This is a genomic window from Collinsella sp. TF09-1AT, from assembly GCF_003436895.1.
GTDB lineage: Bacteria > Actinomycetota > Coriobacteriia > Coriobacteriales > Coriobacteriaceae > Collinsella.
This window is the reverse complement of sequence record NZ_QSRC01000005.1, coordinates 24,106-42,841: the sequence shown is the minus strand read 5'-3', so window position 1 is coordinate 42,841 and position 18,736 is coordinate 24,106. Positions and strand designations below refer to the sequence as shown.

Below are 18,736 nucleotides of genomic sequence, written 5' to 3'. Positions count from 1 at the left end.
CATAACATCGCCACGGCCCCACAGGAGCAAGGCACCAATTCAACATCGGAGGGTAGCTAATTTGGGACGGGGCTTTTTTAGCTGCCCTGGCCGCCAATTGGCCAAATCGATCGCGCCATCAGCCTGGGGGCCATCAGCCGGGGTAGCTAAAAAAGCCCCGTCCCAAATTAGCTACCCTGTAAGGTGCGGTTACAACTTCTTTTTCTTGGGCATCGAGACTTTGATGCCTTGGGCGGACTTCGTCACGCGGGAGCGCTTGGCTCCGGCACTCCTCTTTTTCTTGGGCTGGGCCTGGGCCACGCCCTCGAGCGCGCGGGCCTCGGCCTCGCGAACGGTGCGATCTTCGCGGCGCTGCGCCATGTCGGCGGCGAAGCGCTTGGCAAAACGCTCGGCCGTCGAACCCGTCGAGCTCACCTTGCCGCCACCGCGACCCAGGCGGACGCGCACACCGCGGCCAAAACCAGTTGCGGCATGACGACGACGCGGCTTGAGCGAATCCATCATCGTGGCGAGCTTAAAGAACACCGAGCAGGTAAAGACCACGATGACAGCCAAGATAACCATCTGGCCCATCGACAGGTTGGCAATAGACAGCAGCTCCGGGAATCCGATAACGCCCACCAAGATGCCGGCGACTACAAACACAAAGAGCACCACTCGTAAGGGTGTGAGCGGCTGCGAGATGCGCCAGATCAGACTGACGCTCGCCGCGCACGACGTAAGCAGGCACATCGTAGACAGCGTGAGCTGGCTAAAGCCAAACACGCGCGCCACAAAGATATCGAGCGCCGCAGCCAAAATGACCGCAATCGACGCCGGCAGTGCACGCTTGAGTACGTTGGTCAAAAACGCACCCTTCACGCGAGCATTGTTGGGCTCAAGGCCCAACACAAAGCCCGGCGCGCCGATGCAGAAGAAGTTGATGAGCGTCATCTGGATGGGCTCGAAGGGGTACGGCGGCAGCGCGATGCACAGCGCCGCCAGACCCATCGAGAACAGCGTCTTGGTCAGGAACAGCGAGGCCGAACGCTGCAGGTTGTTGATGGAGCGACGACCCTCGGCCACCACGGCGGGCATCGAGGCAAAGTCGTTGTCGACGAGTACGATCTCGGCCACGTTGCGCGCGGCATCGGAGCCGGCCGCCATGGCAACGGAGCAGTCGGCCTCCTTGAGAGCCAGCACGTCGTTGACGCCGTCGCCCGTCATGGCCACGGTGTGCTCGCGGCGCTTGAGCGCCTGCACGAGCTCGCGCTTCTGCTGCGGGGTCACACGACCAAAGACATGGTAGCGGTCCACTGCGGCATCGAGCTTGGCCGGCGTATCGAGCGTCGTGGCGTCCACATAAGCGTCCGCCCCCGGCACGCCCACCACGCGCGCGATCGACGACACCGTACGCGGGTCGTCGCCACTGATCACGTTGAGGGTCACGCCCTGCTCGTTAAAGTAGCCGATGGTCTCGGCCGCCGAGGTACGAATCTCGTCGCGGATGGTCACAAAGCCCACGGGCTCGGCCTCTCCCACCATATCGCCATCGGGCGTAAAGCCGTCCACGCGCGCCACCACGAGCACGCGGCAGGTATCGGCAAGCTCGGCGACACGGTTCTCGACCTGCGAAAACACACGCTCCGAAAGCACAAACTGCGCGGCGCCCATCACATAGGAGCCCTGCGCAAACGAAGCGCCACTCCATTTTTTTGACGACGAGAACGGAATGACCGACAGCGGTTCAGACACCTCGACCGGGCGATCGGCGTAATAGTTGAGCAGCGCCTGGCAGGTCTCGTTGGCATCGGCCGAAGTCGCACGTGCCACGTTAGCCAGCGCAAAATCGAGCACCGTGGTATCGACGGGAACGGCCGCCTCGTCCGGGCCGGCGCCTAGGCTCACGCCCTCAACCGGCAGCGGATACGTGCCCTCGACCTCCATGCGGCCCGACGTGATGGTGCCCGTCTTGTCCAGGCACAGCACGTCGACGCGAGCGAGCGTCTCGATGCAGTAGAGCTGCTGTGCCAGCACCTTGCGGCGGGCCAAGCGCACCGTAGCGATGGCGAGCACCGACGAGGTCAGCAGCACCAGGCCTTGCGGGATCATGCCCAGCAGGGCGCCCACCGTGGACAGCAGCGCCGACGAAGGCACATGACCAGCCAACAGCTCGGAGAAGCACCACGAAAGCGCGCTATCGCCCGGGGTTCCCGCGGCATCCCACAGCTCGCTCACACTCGAGGCAAACAACGCCAAACCGAGCGGGATCATGATGATGCTCGCAAAGCGCACGATGGCGTTAAGCGCGTTCATGATCTCGGAATTGACCTTTTTGACGTACTTGGCCTCGTTATTAATTTTGGCCACGTAGTTGTCGGCGCCGACATGGATCACGCGGGCGCGCAGCAGACCCGAGTCGATAAAGCTGCCGCTCATGAGCTCGGAACCGGGCTGTTTCTTGATAAGGTCGCTCTCGCCCGTCAGCAAGCTCTCGTTCACGAGAGCCTCGCCCGAAACCACCACGGCATCAGCGGGAATCTGGTCGCCGCGCCCCAGGCGGATGATGTCGTCGAGCACGATCTGGTCCAGGTCGAGCTCCACCTCGGCGCCGTCGCGCACCGCGATGGCCTTCTTGGAGGTCAACAGCGTGAGCTTATCGACCATCTTCTTGGAACGCATGGACTGGATGACGCCAATAGCGGTATTGAGGAACACCACGAACAGGAACGTCAGATTCTTAAACGAACCGGTCAAAATGACCAGGAACGCCAAGATCACGTTGATCAAATTGAACAGCGTGCAGAGGTTCTCGATGATGAGCTCTTTGACCGACTTGGTCTTGAGTTCCATGTTGCGGTTGATTTTACCGGCGGCGATGCGCTCCTCGACCTCGGCGGTCGAGAGTCCGCGCTCGATATCCGTTGCTGCCATACCACGTCCCATCACGTCGCGTCGGTATAAGAAAAACCGCCCGGACCATGCGAGGTTCGGACGGTCTTACGTTCGATGGTGCCCCATGTTGGATTCGAACCAACGGCCTTCTGCTCCGGAGGCAGACGCTCTAATCCCCTGAGCTAATAGGGCGAACGACTGGCATTATACCCAAGTGCGCCACGGGCTATCAAAATAAAAGAAAAAGCTTTGCAATTCCGAGGAAGACGCGGCGCAACGGCCCACTTTAGAAGGCAAAAGCGAGTCAGATAGTATAAACTCTCATGCACCATATATACACGGCTCGCGATGCGGGCCGTTTTTGCAAAAGTTATCCATCGAGGTGAGAGGCACACCATGATTGCAATTCTAAAGCAGAGCGCCAGCGACGAGGCCGTCAGCCATATCGTCAGCTGGATTGAGAAAAAAGGCCTGAAGACCGACGTCTCGCGCGGCGAGAACGAGACGATCATCGGCCTGGTGGGCGATACGACCAAGATCGACCCGTTCCTGCTCGAGTCTATGGATGTCGTCGAGCGCGTGCAGCGCGTCTCCGAGCCTTTTAAGCGTGCCAACCGCAAATTCCACCCCGAGGATTCCGTCATCGACTGCGGCCACGGCGTCAAGATCGGCGGCGACCAGTTCCAGGTCATCGCCGGTCCCTGCTCCGTCGAGGGCGAGAACCTCATCCGCATCGCACGCCGCGTGAAGGCCGCCGGCGCCACGATGCTGCGCGGTGGCGCCTACAAGCCCCGCACCTCCCCCTACGCCTACCAGGGCATGGGCCCCGCCGGCCTCGACCTGCTGTGCGAGGCGTCTGCCGAGCTCGACATGCCGATCGTCACCGAGATCATGGACCCACGCGACGTGCAGGTCTTCCTGGACAAGAAGATCGACGTCATGCAGATCGGCGCCCGCAACGCCCAGAACTTCCCTCTGCTCAAAGAGGCCGGAAAGACCAAGACTCCGGTCTTGCTTAAGCGCGGCATGTCCGGCACGATCGATGAGCTGCTTATGGCCGCCGAGTACATCATGAGCGAGGGCAACGACAACGTCATCCTGTGCGAGCGCGGCATCCGCACCTTCGAGACCCGCACCCGCAATACCTTCGACCTCAACGCCGTGCCGGTGCTGCACCACCTGTCGCACCTGCCCGTCGTCGCCGACCCCAGCCACGCCACCGGTTACACCCGCTACGTTGAGCCCATGGCGCTCGCCGCGACCGCCTGCGGTGCCAACGGCCTGGAGATCGAGGTCCACGACGAGCCGAGCCGTGCCTGGTCCGACGGCGCTCAGGCCCTCACCCCCGACCAGTTCGACGACACCATGCGCCGCATCCGAGCCATCCGCGAGGTCGTCTGCCAAGAGACCATGGAGTAGCCCATGGGTACGGTGAGAAACGCGCGCGTTAACCAGGGCGGTCCCAAATGCACGGGCATCGTCGGCCTTGGCCTCATCGGCGGCAGTTTTGCCCGCGGCTATGCGCAGGCGGGCGTCCGCGTGCTGGCCTGGGACCCCGATGACGATGTCATGACGGCCGCCAGCATGGGCACTGTCGCCGGAGAGCTCAACGACAAGACACTCGGCGAATGCGACATCATCGTCCTGGCCTGCTACCCCGAGGCCTGCATCGAGTGGCTCGAGGCGCATGCCCAGGCACTCGCCGACGCCACCGACACCGAGGCCATCATGGGCCCCGTGGTGATCGACACGGTGGGCGTCAAGGGCATCGTGTGCGAGCGCGCCTTTGAGCTTGCCCGCGAGCACGGCTTTTACTTTGTGGGCGCGCACCCCATGGCGGGCACGCAGTACTCGGGCTATGCACACTCCCGCGCCGACCTGTTCCAGGGCGCACCACTCGTTCTCGTGCCGCCCGCGGTGAACGACGCACTCAAGCTGGAGCTTTTGGGCCAGGTACGCGAGATGGTGCGCCCCTTGGGCTTTGGCAAGTTCAGCGTGACCAGCGCCGCCGAGCACGACCGCGTCATCGCCTTCACGAGCCAGCTTGCGCACGTGGTATCCAACGCCTATGTTAAGAGCCCGACCGCTCAGGTCCACCACGGCTTTTCGGCCGGCAGCTACCGCGACCTCACCCGCGTGGCGCACCTCAATCCGCAGATGTGGTCCGAGCTCATGATCGACGACGCCGATGCTCTCGCCTTCGAGATCGACCACCTGATCGACTCGCTCGGCGCCTACAGCCGTGCGCTCAAGGACCGCGACCAGCGCTATCTGGAGAATCTCCTTGCCGAGGGCGACCGCATTAAGCGCGCGCTCGACGACGAGGCCTCCCACTAGACCACCTATCACGCCAGGTCGAAAGGACCGAAGCTTATGGCGATTACCATCGATATCGACACCGCACGCCCCTACCAGGTGCATGTAGGCACGTTTTTGCTGGAGCAGGCGGGACCGCTCGTGCGCGCCACTGCCGGCGGCACCAAGGCCGTCATCGTGACGGACACCAACGTGGGCCCGCTCTACCAGATGCCAGTTAAGCAGAGTCTGGAGGCATCAGGCTACGAGGTGAGCATCTGCACCTTCGAGGCCGGCGAGGCCCATAAGCGCGCCGAAACCTATGTTGCCATTTTGGAGTTTGTGGCCGAGCACGAGCTTTCGCGCTCCGACGTGATCGTGGCGCTCGGCGGCGGCGTCGTGGGCGACGTGGCCGGCTTTGTGGCCGCCACCTACATGCGTGGCTGCAAGTTTGTGCAGATCCCCACGAGCCTGCTCGCCATGGTGGACTCGTCGGTGGGCGGCAAGACGGCCATCGACCTGGCCGCCGGCAAAAATCTCGCCGGTGCCTTTTGGCAGCCGAGCGTGGTTATCGCCGACGTGGGATGCCTTGCCACCCTAACGCCTGAGCAGTTCGCCGACGGCTGCGGCGAGGTCGTCAAGCACGCCGTGATCGCCGACCCCGAGCTCTTCGCCGAGTTGGAGAAAACCCCGCTCACGCTGGAGCTGCTCAACCGCGATGTGGCCCGCGTAGCGCTTATCATCGCCCGCAACATCGACATCAAGCGCGCCGTGGTCGTCGCCGACGAGCGCGAAACCAACCAGCGCAAGCTCCTCAACTTTGGACACAGCGCCGGACATGCCGTTGAGGCCTGCGAGCACTTTGAGCTCGGACACGGCAACTGCGTGTCGATCGGCATGGGCATCATCACGCGCGCCGCGGCCCTGCACGGCGTTTGCGATGCTGCACTGCCCGGTCGTATTGAGGAGCTCTGCGCCCGCCATGGCCTCAAGACCCGCTGCGACCTAGATGCCGATGCCATCTTTGCCGAGGCGCTCCACGACAAGAAGCGCGCGGGCGACACCATCGACCTGGTGATTCCGCACGGCATTGGCCGCTGCAGCATCGACCGCACGCCGCTTTCCACTTTCCACGAACTCATTGCCAAGGGCCTCGGCCAGAAGGGAGACGCATCCGCATGCTAGCCCGCATCACCCCGTCCCCACTCAAGGGCACCGTTCCCGCCATCGCGTCCAAATCGATGGCGCATCGCCTGATCATCTGCGCGGCGCTTGCCAACGGCAAGACACACGTCACCTGCAACACCACCTGCGCCGACATCGAGGCTACGGTGCGTTGCCTTACGGCCCTGGGCGCCCGCATCGAGACCGTCGAGGACGGCTTCCAGGTCCACCCCACCATGAAGAGTGTTGAGTTTGGCCTACTCAAGGCCCTTGCCGGCGGCACGCTCGACTGCGGTGAAAGTGGCTCCACGCTGCGCTTTATGCTGCCTGTCGCCTGCGCGCTGGGTGCGGATGCCACTTTTGTGGGCCAAGGCCGTCTGGGTGCTCGCCCGCTCTCCCCGCTCTCGGACGAGATCATTGCCGCCGGCTGCGACCTGCAGGGTCTGGGCGGCTTTCCGATCAAGACGAGCGGTCGTATGCGCCCGGGCACCTTTATCCTGCCGGGCAACGTGAGCTCGCAGTACATCTCCGGCCTGCTGCTGGCAGCCCCGCTGCTGGCCCAGCCCTCCTGCGTGCAGGTGACCGGCCTCATTGAGAGTCGCCCCTATATCAACCTGACGATCCAGGCCATGAAGGCCTTCGGCGTCGAGGTCAACGTCGAGCGTATTCCCGCCCGGGACGGCCAGCCCGAGGTCACGAACTTCCGCGTGAGCAGTGGCTCGTATCGCACGCCCGGCAGCGTGGCCGTCGAGGGTGACTGGTCCAACGCTGCCTTTTGGCTGTGTGCCGGCGCTATCGGCACCGACCCCATCACCGTCGAGGGCGTGTCCCTGAGCTCCGCACAGGGCGACCGCAACGTACTTGCCGCGCTTTCGCGCTTTGGCGCCCGCATCGTGCGTTCCACCAACGCCGCCACCGTGCAGTCCGACAAGCTCGCCGGCTTTGAGATGAGCGCCCACGACATTCCCGACCTGGTACCCGTTATCTCGGCCGTGGCATCACTGGCGCAAGGCCGTACCTTCATCCGCGACTGTGCCCGCCTGCGCATCAAGGAATCCGACCGCCTGGCAACTACCACCCGCGAGCTCACCGCGCTGGGCGCGCAGGTGCGCATTGCCGGTGACGACCTCATCATCAAGGGTGTCGACGCCTTTACCGGCGGCGAAGTCGATTCGCACAACGACCACCGCATCGCCATGATGGCCGCCATCGCCGCGAGCCGCGCCACCGGCGAGGTCGTGATCCACGGGGCCGAGGCGGTCAACAAGTCCTATCCCGATTTCTTCGATCACTACCGCCTGCTGGGCGGCAAGGTCACACTCGAGGAGGAATAGCATGTCCTCGACCTTTGGCAACGTCTTGCATCTGAGCATCTTCGGCCAGTCGCACTCCCCTGCTATCGGCTGCTCGCTTGACGGAATTCCCGCTGGTATCGCCGTTGACCAGGAGGCGTTGCAGACCTTTTTGGACCGTCGCGCCCCCGGTCGCGACGAGACCGCAACCAAACGCCGCGAGGCCGACGCCGCGCACATCATCGCCGGTGTTGTCGATGGACATACCACCGGCGCGCCCATCGCCGCGATTATCGAGAACACCAACACGCGCTCCAAGGATTACTCCGAGCTGCGCCGCAAGCCCCGCCCCGGGCACGCAGACTTCCCTGCGCGCGTGAAGTATCACAACATGCACGATGTCGCTGGTGGCGGGCATTTTTCCGGCCGCCTAACGGCACCCTTATGCATCGCCGGCGGCATTGCGCTGCAGGCACTTGAGGCCCGCGGTATTCAGGTCATGGCGCATGTGGCGCAGATCGGCGGCATCTCCGACCTGCCCATGGACGACATGGTCTATCGCGAGGCCGACCGCAAGGCAATCCTTACGAACGATCTGCCGTGCATTGACGCCGCCGCAGCCGGCCGCATGCGCGAGGAGATCCTAGCCGCGCGCGACGAACTCGACAGCATCGGCGGCATCGTGGAGTGCGGCATCTACGGCCTACCTGCGGGCATCGGCGACCCCATGTTCGACGGCATCGAGAACCGCATCGCACAGATCACGTTTGGCATTCCCGCCGTAAAGGGCGTGGAGTTTGGCATGGGCTTTGCCGTGGCCGCCTTGCGCGGCAGCGAGAACAACGATCCGTATCGCATCGATGCCGAGACCGGTGAGATCGAGGTCGAATCCAACAACGCCGGCGGCATCCTGGGCGGTATTTCGACCGGCGCGCCCGTCATGTGGCGCATGGCCGTAAAGCCGACGCCCTCCATTAGCCGCGAGCAGCAGACGGTCGACATGGACGCAATGGAAAATGTCGAACTCTCGGTCCACGGTCGTCACGATCCCTGCATCGTCCCCCGAGCCGTCCCCGTAGCCGAAGCAGCCGCCGCCCTCGCAATTTGGGATGCCCTCCTCGAGGACGCAGCCCAGCGCTAACCCGCCCACCCCAAGGGTAGTTAATTTGGGACGGGGCTTTTTTAGCTACCCCGGCAGTTAACGCGACGTTTTGGCCGATTTGCTGCCGGGGTAGCTAAAATAGCCCCGTCCCAAATTAACTACCCCAGGCAACGATTTACGAAAGGGGCCTCCATGGACCTTGCCGACATCCGCCAGGCCATCGATGGCATCGACACCACCCTGCTCAATAGCTTTGTCGAGCGCATGGACATTGCCACCGAAGTCGCCAAATCAAAGATCGAGATGGGCAAGGCCGTCTTCGATCCCGCCCGCGAGCGCTCCAAGCTCAACAACCTCGCCAGCCGCGCGCCCGAACGCTACGAGGCACAGACCATCGCCCTGTTCCGTCTCCTCATGAGCATGAGCAAGGCCGAGCAGCAGCGCTACATCAACGAGCTCAAGGGCATCACCATCTCGCAAAAGGCCCACGCCACGGCTGCAGCCTCCGACACGCCCTTCCCTCAAACCGCCACCGTCGCTTGCCAGGGCGTTGAGGGCGCTTACAGTCAAATCGCCGCGTGCAAGCTCTTCGACGTGCCCGATATCGCGTTCTTCGAGACCTTTGAGGGCGTCATGCGAGCCGTGCGCGACGGGTTCTGCGAGTATGGCGTGCTACCCATCGAAAACTCAACTGCCGGATCGGTCAACGCCGTCTACGACCTGCTCGCCCAGTTCGATTTCCACATCGTGCGCTCGCTGCGCCTCAAGATCGACCACAATCTGCTCGTCAAACCCGGCACCAAACTCACCGACGTGCGCGAGGTTTACAGCCACGGCCAAGCCATTGCCCAGTGTGCGGGCTTTATCGAGTCCCACGACCTGCACGCCACCAAGTACCCCAACACCGCCATGTCGGCCGAGATGGTCGCCAGCTCCGGGCGCACCGATGTTGCCGCCATCGCATCGCGCAGCTGCGCGACACTCTATGGCCTGGAGGTGCTGGAGTCCAACATCCAGGACTCGGACAACAACTACACACGCTTTGTCGTCATCAGCCGCGAGCCACGCGTCTATCCCGGTGCCAACCGTACCTCGCTCATGATCACCACGGCCAATGAGCCGGGCGCCCTCTACCGCGTGCTCGAGCGCTTCTATGCGCTCAACATCAACCTCATCAAGCTCGAGAGCCGTCCCATCCCCGGGCGCGATTTTGAGTTTATGTTCTACTTTGATCTGGACTGCCCCTTTGGCAGCAAGGCCCTCGACGACCTGCTCGATTCGATCGACGACGTGTGTGAGAGCTTCACCTACTTTGGCAGCTACACGGAGGTGCTCTAGATGACCGATACCGCCACAACCCGCCCCTACGGCGTATTGGGCCGCGTGCTGGGCCACAGCTACACCCCGACCATCTACAAGGAGCTCGCTGGGCTCGAGTACGTGCGATTTGAGCGCGAGCCCGAGGACCTCGCGGCCTTTATGACGGGCGACGAATGGGAGGGTACCAACGTGACCATCCCCTACAAGCGCACCGTCATGGAGTACCTGGACGAGCTGAGTCCGCTCGCCGAGCGCATGGGCAACGTCAACACCATCACACGCCTACCTGGCGGTCGCCTGCGCGGCGACAACACCGACTACTTTGGTTTTCAGTGTCTAGTCGAGGAGTTGGGCGTAGAGGTTGCCGGCAAAAAGGTCCTCGTGCTTGGTGCCACCGGTGGCGCCGGCACCACGGCAAGCATGGTACTCGGCGACTTGGACGCCATCGTCGTACCCGTGGGTCGCACGAGCGAGGTCAACTACGGCAACATCGCGCAGCAATCCGATGCCGCGCTGCTCGTCAACTGCACTCCCGCCGGCATGTTCCCCCACTGCCCCGACGCGCCCTGCACGCTCGAAGGGCTCGATGCGCTCGAGGGCGCAATCGATATCGTCTACAACCCCGCCCGCACGGGACTCATGCTCGAGGCCGAGCGTCGCGGCATTCCCTGCATCGGCGGTTTGCTCATGCTTGTGGCCCAGGCGGCGCAAGCCGTCGAGCGCTATACCGGCCAGGTCACCCCGCGCGAGCGCATCCTGGATGTAACGGAACGCTTGTCACGCCGCGAACAGAACATCGCGCTGATCGGCATGCCGGGGTCGGGCAAAACCCGCGTGGGCGAGCAGATTGCCCTGCTCACGGGACGCGAGCACATCGATCTCGACCGCGCGCTTGAAGAGCGCCTAGGCATGCCCTGCGCCGACTTTATCGTCGAGCACGGCGAGCCGGCCTTCCGCGAGCAGGAGACGGCGGGCCTGGCCGATATCTCCAATCGCAGCGGCCTGGTGCTTTCCACCGGCGGCGGCGTCGTCACGCGAGACGAGAACTACCCGCTGCTGCACCAGAACAGCCAGATTGTGATGCTCAACCGCAAGCTCGACGAACTCGCCCACAAGGGTCGCCCCATCACCGCCCGCGACGGTATCGACAAGCTGGCCGAGCAGCGCATGCCGCGCTACCGCGCCTGGGCCGACTACATCATCGACTCGCGCGACTGCGCCGCCAACACCGCGGTCGCCGTCCTAGACACCCTTCCACCAGCCCTCTAGCAAAAACCACCACAAAGGGGACAGGCGCCTTTGTGGTGGTTTTCCAATCGCAAAGGAAGCAACCATGAAAGCACTCGTCATTAATGGCCCCAACCTCAACATGCTCGGCATTCGCGAGCCGGGCATCTATGGAAGCGACAACTACGACCGCTTAGTGCAGATCTGCCAGGAAGCGGGCGCCTCACAGGGCTTCGACGAGGTCGAGGTTTTCCAGTCTAACCACGAGGGCAGCATCGTCGACAAGATCCAGGAGGCCTACGGCAAGGTCGACGGCATCGTCATCAACCCGGCGGCCTACACGCACACGAGCGTGGCGATCCTCGACGCCCTCAAGGCCGTCGCCATCCCTGCCGTCGAGGTCCACATCAGCGCCGTCGAGACCCGCGAGGACTTCCGCCAGATAAGCTATGCACGCCTAGCCTGCTTCGCCACCATCACCGGTGAGGGCCTGCAGGGTTACGCTCACGCGTTGGAGCTGCTGAAAGAGCATCTGCTACACTAATCGCTGGGGCAAAGACATCAGCTATGTTTGTCCCTAAACTAAAGTAACTGTCCAATTGACATACAAAGGAGCATATCCATGTCCCAGTTCGATTACCTTGTCGTCGGTGCCGGCCTTTCGGGCGCCGTCTTCGCCAACGCAGCCAAGCGCGCCGGCAAGTCGGTCCTGGTCATCGACCGCCGCGACCACATCGCCGGCAACATCTACACCGAGGACGTCGAGGGCATCCAGGTCCACCGCTACGGCGCGCACATCTTCCACACCTCCATGAGGGACGTCTGGGACTACGTCAACCGCTTCGCCGAGTTCAACAACTACGTCAACTCGCCGGTCGCCAACTTCCGCGGCAGCATGTACAACATGCCCTTCAACATGAACACCTTCGCCAAGATGTGGCCGGGCGTCGTCACGCCGGCAGACGCCAAGGCCAAGATCGCCGAGCAGGTGGCCGCCGAGAACATCGGCGAGCCGGCAAACCTCGAGGAGCAGGCGCTGTCGCTCGTCGGCCGCGACATCTTCGAGACGCTCGTGAAGGGCTACACCGAGAAGCAGTGGGGCCGCGACTGCCGCGACCTGCCCGCGAGCATCATCAAGCGCCTCCCCTGCCGCTTCACCTACGACAACAACTACTTCAACGACCGCTACCAGGGCATCCCCATGGGCGGCTACACCAAGATGGTCGCCAACATGCTCCAGGGCGTCGAGGTGCGCTGCGGCGTGGAGTACAGGGAGCTGGCCGCCGCCGAGCCCGATATCGCCGCCAAGACGATCTACTGCGGCCCCATCGACGCGTTCTACGACTTCAAGCTGGGCACGCTCGAGTACCGCAGCCTGCGCTTCGAGACCGAGACGCTCGACGAGGCCGACCACCAGGGCGTGGCCGTGGTCAACTACACCGAGCGCGAGGTCCCCTACACCCGCATCATCGAGCACAAGCACTTCGAGTTCGGCACGCAGGACAAGACCGTCATCACGCGCGAGTACCCGGCCGACTGGAAGCCCGGCGACGAGCCCTACTACCCCATCAACGACGCCAAGAACGAGGCCCTCTACAAGCAGTACGAGGAACTGGCGGCGCAGGAGGGGGACGTGGTCTTCGCCGGTCGCCTGGGCGGCTACAAGTACTACGACATGGACAAGGCCATCGCCGCCGCCTTCGAGCTCGTCCGCAACGAGCTGGGCGTGGAGCCGACTGAGGCGTAGGGGGCTCAACGACAAAGGCAGACAGCCATATACACAAGAGCAGAAAGCCCGGTGCAGCATCAATCTGAACTGCGTCCCAAATCTTGGACGCCCTAAATAGCGACTAGGCCGCGAGGGCCTGATTCCGGGACTCCTCCGGGGTCAGGCCCTTCAATCTTACCTGCCTCCGGCTCGTGTTCCAGTGGACTATGTATTCCTCCAGGTAGCGTTTGAAATCCTCGAACGTCTTCCACTCACGGCCCCAGTAGAACTCGTCCTTGACGTGGCCGAAGAGCTGCTCGGTGGCGGCGTTGTCGATGCAGTTCGCCTTCCTGGACATGCTTTGGACGATGCCGGCAACCTCGAGCCTGGATGTGTACGAGGCGTGCTGGTACTGCCAGCCCCGGTCCGAGTGCATGGTCGGGGCGGCGCCCTCGGGGATCTTGGGCAGCAGCTCGTCGAGCATCCTCACCTGCTGGGCCATGTCGGGCGTGGTCGATATGTCGCTCGCCACGATCTCCTTGGTGCGGAAGTCCAGCGTCGGGGCCCACTAGGCCTTGCCGCCCGCCACCTTGAACTCGGTGACGTCCGTTCCCAGCTTCCGCCACGGGGCCCCGGCGTCGAAATCCCTCGCGATCACGTTCTCGAACGTCCTGCCGACGACGCCCCTGTACGAGTTGTACCTGTGGTAGGCCGTCTCGCGTCTGATACCGCAGCGGATCCCCATCTCGCGCATCATCTTGAGCACGGTCTTGTCGGCTATCACGGCCCCCTCTTCCGCCCTGAGGCACATCGCTATCTGCCGGTGCCCGCAGCCGTTGGCGGTGCGCGAGAAGATCTCGGCGGCCGCCTCCCGGAGCTCGGGGCGCGTGGGCCTCGGCGGGTGCGCGAGGGCGTAGTAGTAGGTCGACCGCTTGAGCTCGGCGCATGCGAGCAGGTGCCCGAGCGCGTGCCCCTCGGCGCGCAGGGCCGCGACCGCCTTGGCCTTCGCCCTGGTCAGAGCCCGTCCCTCTCGACCAGGGCGCGTAATTTTTTTAGGTAGGCCACCTCGGCCTCGAGCCTACGGCACCGCCCCTCGAGCTCCTCCTCGCGGGTCCGCGGCCTTGCCCTGAAACCCCTCGGCCGGCCCTTGGGCCTCGGGCGCAGGGCCTCCGCACCGCCCCGGCGGTACAGCGCGCACCACTTCTTGAGCGGCGACATCGACAATATGCCGAACGCCGCCATCGCCTCGGTCTTCGTCATGCCGCCGTCGACGACGGCGGCGGCGGCGACCTTCTGCTCGTATGTGTACCTGCCCTGCTTTCCGTCCATGCGCAGCAGCACCTCGCTCCCGAACGCGCGGTATATCTCCTGCCATCTTCTCACGGCTTCCACGGGAAGCGAAAGGGCAATCGCGGCAGATTTATACCCGTGCCCGAGCTCGAAGAGCCCTATGGCCGCCTTCCTGGCCTCGACATCATACTTCACTCTCAAATCAACGCGCATAAAGAAAGCCTCCCATTTCTTATGTCCAAGAAATGGGAGGCAGTTCAATCGCTGTACCGGGCTTATTTGTGGAGCAATCAAGCGCACCGCGATGCCAAAATTCGCGGCGATCAAGCAAACGGCCCAGCCCATGAGTTACTCATGAACAGAAAAGGCCGCCCGACGCAAGTCGAACGACCTCAGTAAATAGCCAAATAAAACGACAAGACCCTAAACACGGACGTAAAAAATCAGTCTAAAGCCCTATTGCGCCGTCTCAAGCCAATCCAGACGACTGTTGAGCCATGCGCGTACATCATCGGGAGACTCAGAAGAGACACCCCACAGTATGGACTCCATGTTCACAGAGGTAGCAACACTGGACTCATACGCAAGGTAATCCTGCCCATTGATGCACCCCCGGGCTTCGTCAAGCACTTCCTGCTTGACGGCATCAACAGCAGCGCGAACCGTCGGATCCTGCAGCAGACGAGAGCCTAAAAGAGCATTGCGCGTAAGCCAACCCTGCGGCGACAAGTAACTGTCACTTGACTGGGATGAAAGAGCGTTTCCCATCGCCAAGTCAAAATCCCAGGCTGGACCGAAAACAAACCGCGAGTCGCCAGAGGTATCAGAATTCTTGAACAGATACGTTGACGAGTAATTAAAACCGTCAACGCACTTGGTGATCTCATTGAGCCAGTAAAGGCGCGCAAGAGAATCAATGTCGCAGTAATCCGCCGTCGTTTTTCCCGTCTCAGGATTGACACCTCCGTTGCGAATGCAATCGAAGAATTCCTGGAAACGAGAACTCAAATATTCAGCTTCATCCTTGGTCCAAACACCAGGCGACTTGCACACAAAGTACAGTACACCGTTTCCCGAATCTACGCTAAACCAGGCGCCCTCATTCACATAGCGCTCCTGATCAAACTCAATCAGATAGCCGCCCGTGATGTCGGAGGGATTTTGCAGTCCCGTAGCGTACTTCATTCGATTACCGTAAGAGTTAACCCCCTCGACAAGCTGATAGCTTGTCCCGCCATTAACGGCGTCGTTAGCGTCTTCAAGGTTGTCGATGTCCACGCGACCCGAGTTGATCTGGACCTTCTCGCAGAGCATATAGGCACCGCGGTATTGTCCGTCATAATACAGATCAACGGCACGGTACTCAATCGGTGCATGAGTTCCCAATGCAGACGCAAGCGAATATGCCGCAGCATTGCGCATCGAAGTTCCATCGTAAGCGTTTGCCAAAAGCACCCAGGTCTTATTCTTATTCGCTTTATCGCCCGTCTCCAAAAGGTCGGCCTTCTTATCGAGCTTGATCTGATATGGCTTCTTGTCCATCATCCACGTGCTGTTGCCGCGGCCCTTAATCTGAGATAATGCGCCGTCATACACAGAGACGCCGGAGGCGTCGACAAGCTTCATGGAGCCGGTAGCAACTGCAGTATGATCTCCACACGATTCGATGTAGCCACGCCCATAATTGACCGGATCGTCGCTGCTAATAAACATCGAAGCCACACCAGCGGTCTGCTTAATGTCAAACGTGAACAAATCGGCCGCATCAAGGGCGGATCGAACGGCAATCGGATTATCAGAGTTTACACTGCTTGTCAGGCCAAGATCGCTCAACGTCACCGAAGACCCCACGGTAAGTCCAACAGAGCAGTCTCCTACGGTAATAGACGTCTCCGGCCCGCCGCTGTATACAAGCTGAGCAGAGTTAAGGTCAAAAACAGACGGAAGCGCAAAGTGCGCATTGCCGTAACGATCAAAGGTCATTCCAATTTCAAGCGAGTCCGAGCGAAGACTCAGATTGTATTCAGACGCAGCCGCGCTATGCGAAATGACAAGATCGCCGGGATTGCTAACATTCCTAAACTCCCATTCGGACTGCGGAGTTGTCATGTCGATAGAAATAATAGCGAGCACACCCGATTCGGCCCCGCGCTTGGTCGATAGCGCATAGTCACCGAGCGCAGACTGGATATAACCACCGCTGAAAGTAGGAACATACTTCCAAGACTGAGCTTTGGTATCGTTCTCGGCATACTGCTGGACAATGGTCCCCGATTTGGCACGGCCTGAGCGAACATCAAGACACAAACCCGAGTTGATGTTCTTAATGGTAAAGAAACCGCCGCCCGTGTTCTCGAGATGCCACTGTTGAGCCGCCGAGCCATTGAAAACGTACGTCTGAAGCGCAAGCCCCCCGTCAGACGAAGCGTTCGGAACATCAAGAACTTGCCTGGTGCCACTCTGGTTTAGCAGATAGTAGTCACCATTCTCAATCAAATTGCATGGGACGAGCAACCACGATTGGGCCTTGGTTCCGTTACTCGAGTACGTAGAAACACTGTTACCAGCTGCGCTCGATCCACCGGAAAGATCGATACATCTGCCGGACTGTTTGTTTTTAATACGATATCCCCCGTTTAAGCTAGCATCCAAGATCCAGTATGAATAACCCGAAGGCTCTTTACGATATTCGATTCCACTTTTCGCGATTTCCGTCAAATACAGGCCCGAGTTGGCATTTTTAAAGGTATACGAGCCATCATCTTGACGCTCAAGCACCCACTTCTGCGCCAGAGACAGATTTGAACTCCAAAGCTGCGATGCAGCACCAGAATCCTTTGACCCACCGGAAACGTCAAGAACACCTGATTCGTCAACAGTTGTCTTAAGCTGGAAAGAACCAGAATGATCTACTGGAGACGTGTTGAACGTCCATTTTTGAGCGTCAGTATGGTTTGCCTGATACATTTGCAGTTGGTTGCCATTAGAAAGAGAAGCACCGGGAACGTCCAACGCCTTACCTGTTAGTGCCGAGACAACTTCAATGTGACCGTCAGAAGTCTGCAAAAGACGCCATTGCTGTGCCGGAGTTCGATTAGATGAGTACTGCTGAATGCGCACGCCGGAAGACTTGGAACCACCAGGAATATCAAATGAACGACCTGACAGCGCAGAGAAAATGGAATAGTAGCCTGTATTCTGATCGAACACAACATTCCAAGCCTGAGCCAACGAATCGTTATCTTCGTAGATTTGAACAGCGGCTCCGTTATCTAAAGATCCGCCCCAAAGGTCAATCACCTTTTTATCCGACAGAGCGGTAGAAATACGATAGGAGCCGTCTTTAACAGGTTGAGTGACGCGCTCGACCCTCCATTTTTGCGCTTTGGTGACATTTGACGTATAAAGGCAGACATTAGCTCTATTTTTTGAGCTTCCACCGGAAACATCAAGAAATAAACCATTGCAATCAGAACGAATTGAATACGATCCGTCAGCATTCTGGACAAATTTCCATCGTTGGGCCTGCGTGTTGTTCGAATCATATAGCTGCGCATTAGCACCCGCTATTTTTGAGCCACCAGCAACATCAAGCACCATGCCGGTAATCGAATTCTCAATGGAATAAGAGGACCCTTTCTTAGAAATTCTCCAAGCCTGGGCATAGGTATGGTTACCTTCATAAACCTGCACGTTCGAACAGTTAACGCAATAACCACCCGCAACATCCAATGATTTATCGGCAATAACATTAGTGATAGTGTAAACACCGTCATCAAGCTCAGCATAGCTCTTGGCCTCTGCCTGAGTTGGCATTACGCCAAGTGCGATGAATAAGAGAATTAGCGCCATTCCCCTCGATCGTTTTCGAAAGCAGATTCGAACCGCATCAGTACCAACCATCAAATCACCTAATCCCCCGTACATTACTTGCCTACACTTTGAACGAACAGCTCAAATAGAGCAACACGGAAATCGACAAGCGGTGATATTTGGGCTTATAGGACAAAATGTGTGTCCCGATAGAACATCCGTTTCCATCCATTAATCCAGCCGGAACGGGTACGGGCCCCTGTGGTGGAGGTCCTCCCACACGGCCCCGTCGCCCCATTCCGGCCCTCCGTCCTCGCGCGACGGCGAGGCGGAGTAGACGCTGAACAGGAAGTCGATGTCCGCGTCGGTCGGCATCGCGGAGAGCTTCTCGCGCGCCGCCCTCGCGTCCCCCGAGTGCGCGTGGCACCACCAGAACACCGCCTTCACGCGCTTGACCGACGTCAGCCCCCGGTGGTTGCGCAGGACGGCCCCGGCTGCGAGTTCACCCCTCCCTCGATCATGTCCTGCCGTTGCGCCTGGTCCGACCGCCACAGCAGGGGCGATAAACGACCTTCATGGGTACCTCTTCCGAAAGGGTATTTAACGGTTCAGGAAAAGGTTATCCACCTGCGGGAACGATAGACAACCGGA

General features: G+C 60.7%; 14 protein-coding genes and 1 tRNA gene. 9 read left to right on the top strand and 6 right to left on the bottom strand.

Features of this window, described 5'->3' with window-relative positions; all coding sequences use genetic code 11:
• Nucleotides 1–189: 189 nt before the first annotated feature.
• Both DXC90_RS05700 and DXC90_RS05695 read right to left on the bottom strand, forming a co-directional pair.
• Nucleotides 190–2,913 carry an HAD-IC family P-type ATPase gene (locus tag DXC90_RS05700; protein ID WP_117735134.1) on the bottom strand — a complete coding sequence of 908 codons (2,724 nt, stop codon included), beginning with the start codon at nucleotides 2,911–2,913 and terminating at the stop codon, nucleotides 190–192.
• Between the two features lie 76 nt (nucleotides 2,914–2,989).
• Nucleotides 2,990–3,066: transfer RNA gene (locus DXC90_RS05695), tRNA-Arg, on the bottom strand.
• Nucleotides 3,067–3,270: 204 nt separating this feature from the next.
• On the opposite strand from DXC90_RS05695, the gene aroF reads away from it, so the two are divergent.
• The 9 genes from aroF (at nucleotide 3,271) to glf (ending at nucleotide 13,021) form a co-directional block, all read left to right on the top strand.
• On the top strand, nucleotides 3,271–4,293 hold the full coding sequence (aroF, locus tag DXC90_RS05690) for a 3-deoxy-7-phosphoheptulonate synthase (protein ID WP_117735133.1): 1,023 nt from the start codon (nucleotides 3,271–3,273) through the stop codon (nucleotides 4,291–4,293).
• Nucleotides 4,294–4,296: 3 nt separating this feature from the next.
• Nucleotides 4,297–5,211 (top strand): prephenate dehydrogenase/arogenate dehydrogenase family protein, encoded by a 915-nt coding sequence (locus DXC90_RS05685; RefSeq protein ID WP_117735132.1) that lies wholly within the window; start codon nucleotides 4,297–4,299, stop codon nucleotides 5,209–5,211.
• A gap of 36 nt (nucleotides 5,212–5,247) precedes the next feature.
• Nucleotides 5,248–6,354 carry a 3-dehydroquinate synthase gene (aroB, locus tag DXC90_RS05680; protein ID WP_117735131.1) on the top strand — a complete coding sequence of 369 codons (1,107 nt, stop codon included), beginning with the start codon at nucleotides 5,248–5,250 and terminating at the stop codon, nucleotides 6,352–6,354.
• Nucleotides 6,348–7,667 carry a 3-phosphoshikimate 1-carboxyvinyltransferase gene (gene aroA / locus DXC90_RS05675; protein ID WP_117735130.1) on the top strand — a complete coding sequence of 440 codons (1,320 nt, stop codon included), beginning with the start codon at nucleotides 6,348–6,350 and terminating at the stop codon, nucleotides 7,665–7,667. Before aroB ends, aroA begins: the two co-directional genes overlap by 7 nt.
• A 1-nt stretch (nucleotide 7,668) precedes the next feature.
• Nucleotides 7,669–8,766, top strand: a complete 1,098-nt coding sequence (gene aroC / locus DXC90_RS05670; RefSeq protein WP_117735129.1) for a chorismate synthase — start codon at nucleotides 7,669–7,671, stop codon at nucleotides 8,764–8,766.
• Between the two features lie 153 nt (nucleotides 8,767–8,919).
• A complete protein-coding gene (gene pheA / locus DXC90_RS05665) occupies nucleotides 8,920–10,065 on the top strand; it encodes a prephenate dehydratase (RefSeq protein ID WP_117735128.1) in 1,146 nt (381 codons plus the stop codon).
• Nucleotides 10,066–11,316, top strand: a complete 1,251-nt coding sequence (locus DXC90_RS05660; protein WP_117735127.1) for a shikimate kinase — start codon at nucleotides 10,066–10,068, stop codon at nucleotides 11,314–11,316.
• 64 nt (nucleotides 11,317–11,380) lie between these two features.
• Nucleotides 11,381–11,818 (top strand): type II 3-dehydroquinate dehydratase, encoded by a 438-nt coding sequence (gene aroQ, locus DXC90_RS05655; RefSeq protein ID WP_117735126.1) that lies wholly within the window; start codon nucleotides 11,381–11,383, stop codon nucleotides 11,816–11,818.
• A 78-nt stretch (nucleotides 11,819–11,896) separates the two neighbouring features.
• Nucleotides 11,897–13,021 (top strand): UDP-galactopyranose mutase, encoded by a 1,125-nt coding sequence (gene glf / locus DXC90_RS05650; RefSeq protein ID WP_117735125.1) that lies wholly within the window; start codon nucleotides 11,897–11,899, stop codon nucleotides 13,019–13,021.
• Nucleotides 13,022–13,124: 103 nt separating this feature from the next.
• Here glf and DXC90_RS09590 read toward each other — a convergent pair whose 3' ends face one another.
• From DXC90_RS09590 to DXC90_RS05635, 4 genes are all read right to left on the bottom strand, one after another.
• Complete coding sequence (locus tag DXC90_RS09590; protein WP_370446335.1) at nucleotides 13,125–13,538, bottom strand: transposase; 414 nt, start codon at nucleotides 13,536–13,538, stop codon at nucleotides 13,125–13,127.
• 12 nt (nucleotides 13,539–13,550) lie between these two features.
• Nucleotides 13,551–13,937, bottom strand: a complete 387-nt coding sequence (locus DXC90_RS09750) for an IS3 family transposase (RefSeq protein WP_255413369.1) — start codon at nucleotides 13,935–13,937, stop codon at nucleotides 13,551–13,553.
• A gap of 59 nt (nucleotides 13,938–13,996) precedes the next feature.
• Entirely contained in the window at nucleotides 13,997–14,485 is a 489-nt protein-coding gene (locus DXC90_RS05640; RefSeq protein ID WP_117735227.1) for a helix-turn-helix domain-containing protein, read from the bottom strand.
• A gap of 243 nt (nucleotides 14,486–14,728) precedes the next feature.
• The gene (locus DXC90_RS05635; protein WP_158550230.1) at nucleotides 14,729–18,175 is read right to left on the bottom strand and encodes an RICIN domain-containing protein; all 3,447 of its coding nucleotides are present in this window, start codon (nucleotides 18,173–18,175) and stop codon (nucleotides 14,729–14,731) included.
• Between the last annotated feature and the right edge of the window lie 561 nt (nucleotides 18,176–18,736).

Excerpts from the sequence above, each read along its gene's own strand:
- aroB (WP_117735131.1), top strand. The coding sequence starts at position 5,248 with ATGGCGATTACCATCGATATCGACACCGCACGCCCCTACCAGGTGCAT.
- DXC90_RS05635 (WP_158550230.1), bottom strand. The coding sequence starts at position 18,175 with ATGGTTGGTACTGATGCGGTTCGAATCTGCTTTCGAAAACGATCGAGG.
- aroQ (WP_117735126.1), top strand. The coding sequence starts at position 11,381 with ATGAAAGCACTCGTCATTAATGGCCCCAACCTCAACATGCTCGGCATT.
- aroF (WP_117735133.1), top strand. The coding sequence starts at position 3,271 with ATGATTGCAATTCTAAAGCAGAGCGCCAGCGACGAGGCCGTCAGCCAT.
- DXC90_RS05660 (WP_117735127.1), top strand. The coding sequence starts at position 10,066 with ATGACCGATACCGCCACAACCCGCCCCTACGGCGTATTGGGCCGCGTG.
- glf (WP_117735125.1), top strand. The coding sequence starts at position 11,897 with ATGTCCCAGTTCGATTACCTTGTCGTCGGTGCCGGCCTTTCGGGCGCC.
- aroA (WP_117735130.1), top strand. The coding sequence starts at position 6,348 with ATGCTAGCCCGCATCACCCCGTCCCCACTCAAGGGCACCGTTCCCGCC.
- DXC90_RS05685 (WP_117735132.1), top strand. The coding sequence starts at position 4,297 with ATGGGTACGGTGAGAAACGCGCGCGTTAACCAGGGCGGTCCCAAATGC.
- DXC90_RS05700 (WP_117735134.1), bottom strand. The coding sequence starts at position 2,913 with ATGGCAGCAACGGATATCGAGCGCGGACTCTCGACCGCCGAGGTCGAG.
- pheA (WP_117735128.1), top strand. The coding sequence starts at position 8,920 with ATGGACCTTGCCGACATCCGCCAGGCCATCGATGGCATCGACACCACC.
- aroC (WP_117735129.1), top strand. The coding sequence starts at position 7,669 with ATGTCCTCGACCTTTGGCAACGTCTTGCATCTGAGCATCTTCGGCCAG.
- DXC90_RS05640 (WP_117735227.1), bottom strand. The coding sequence starts at position 14,485 with ATGCGCGTTGATTTGAGAGTGAAGTATGATGTCGAGGCCAGGAAGGCG.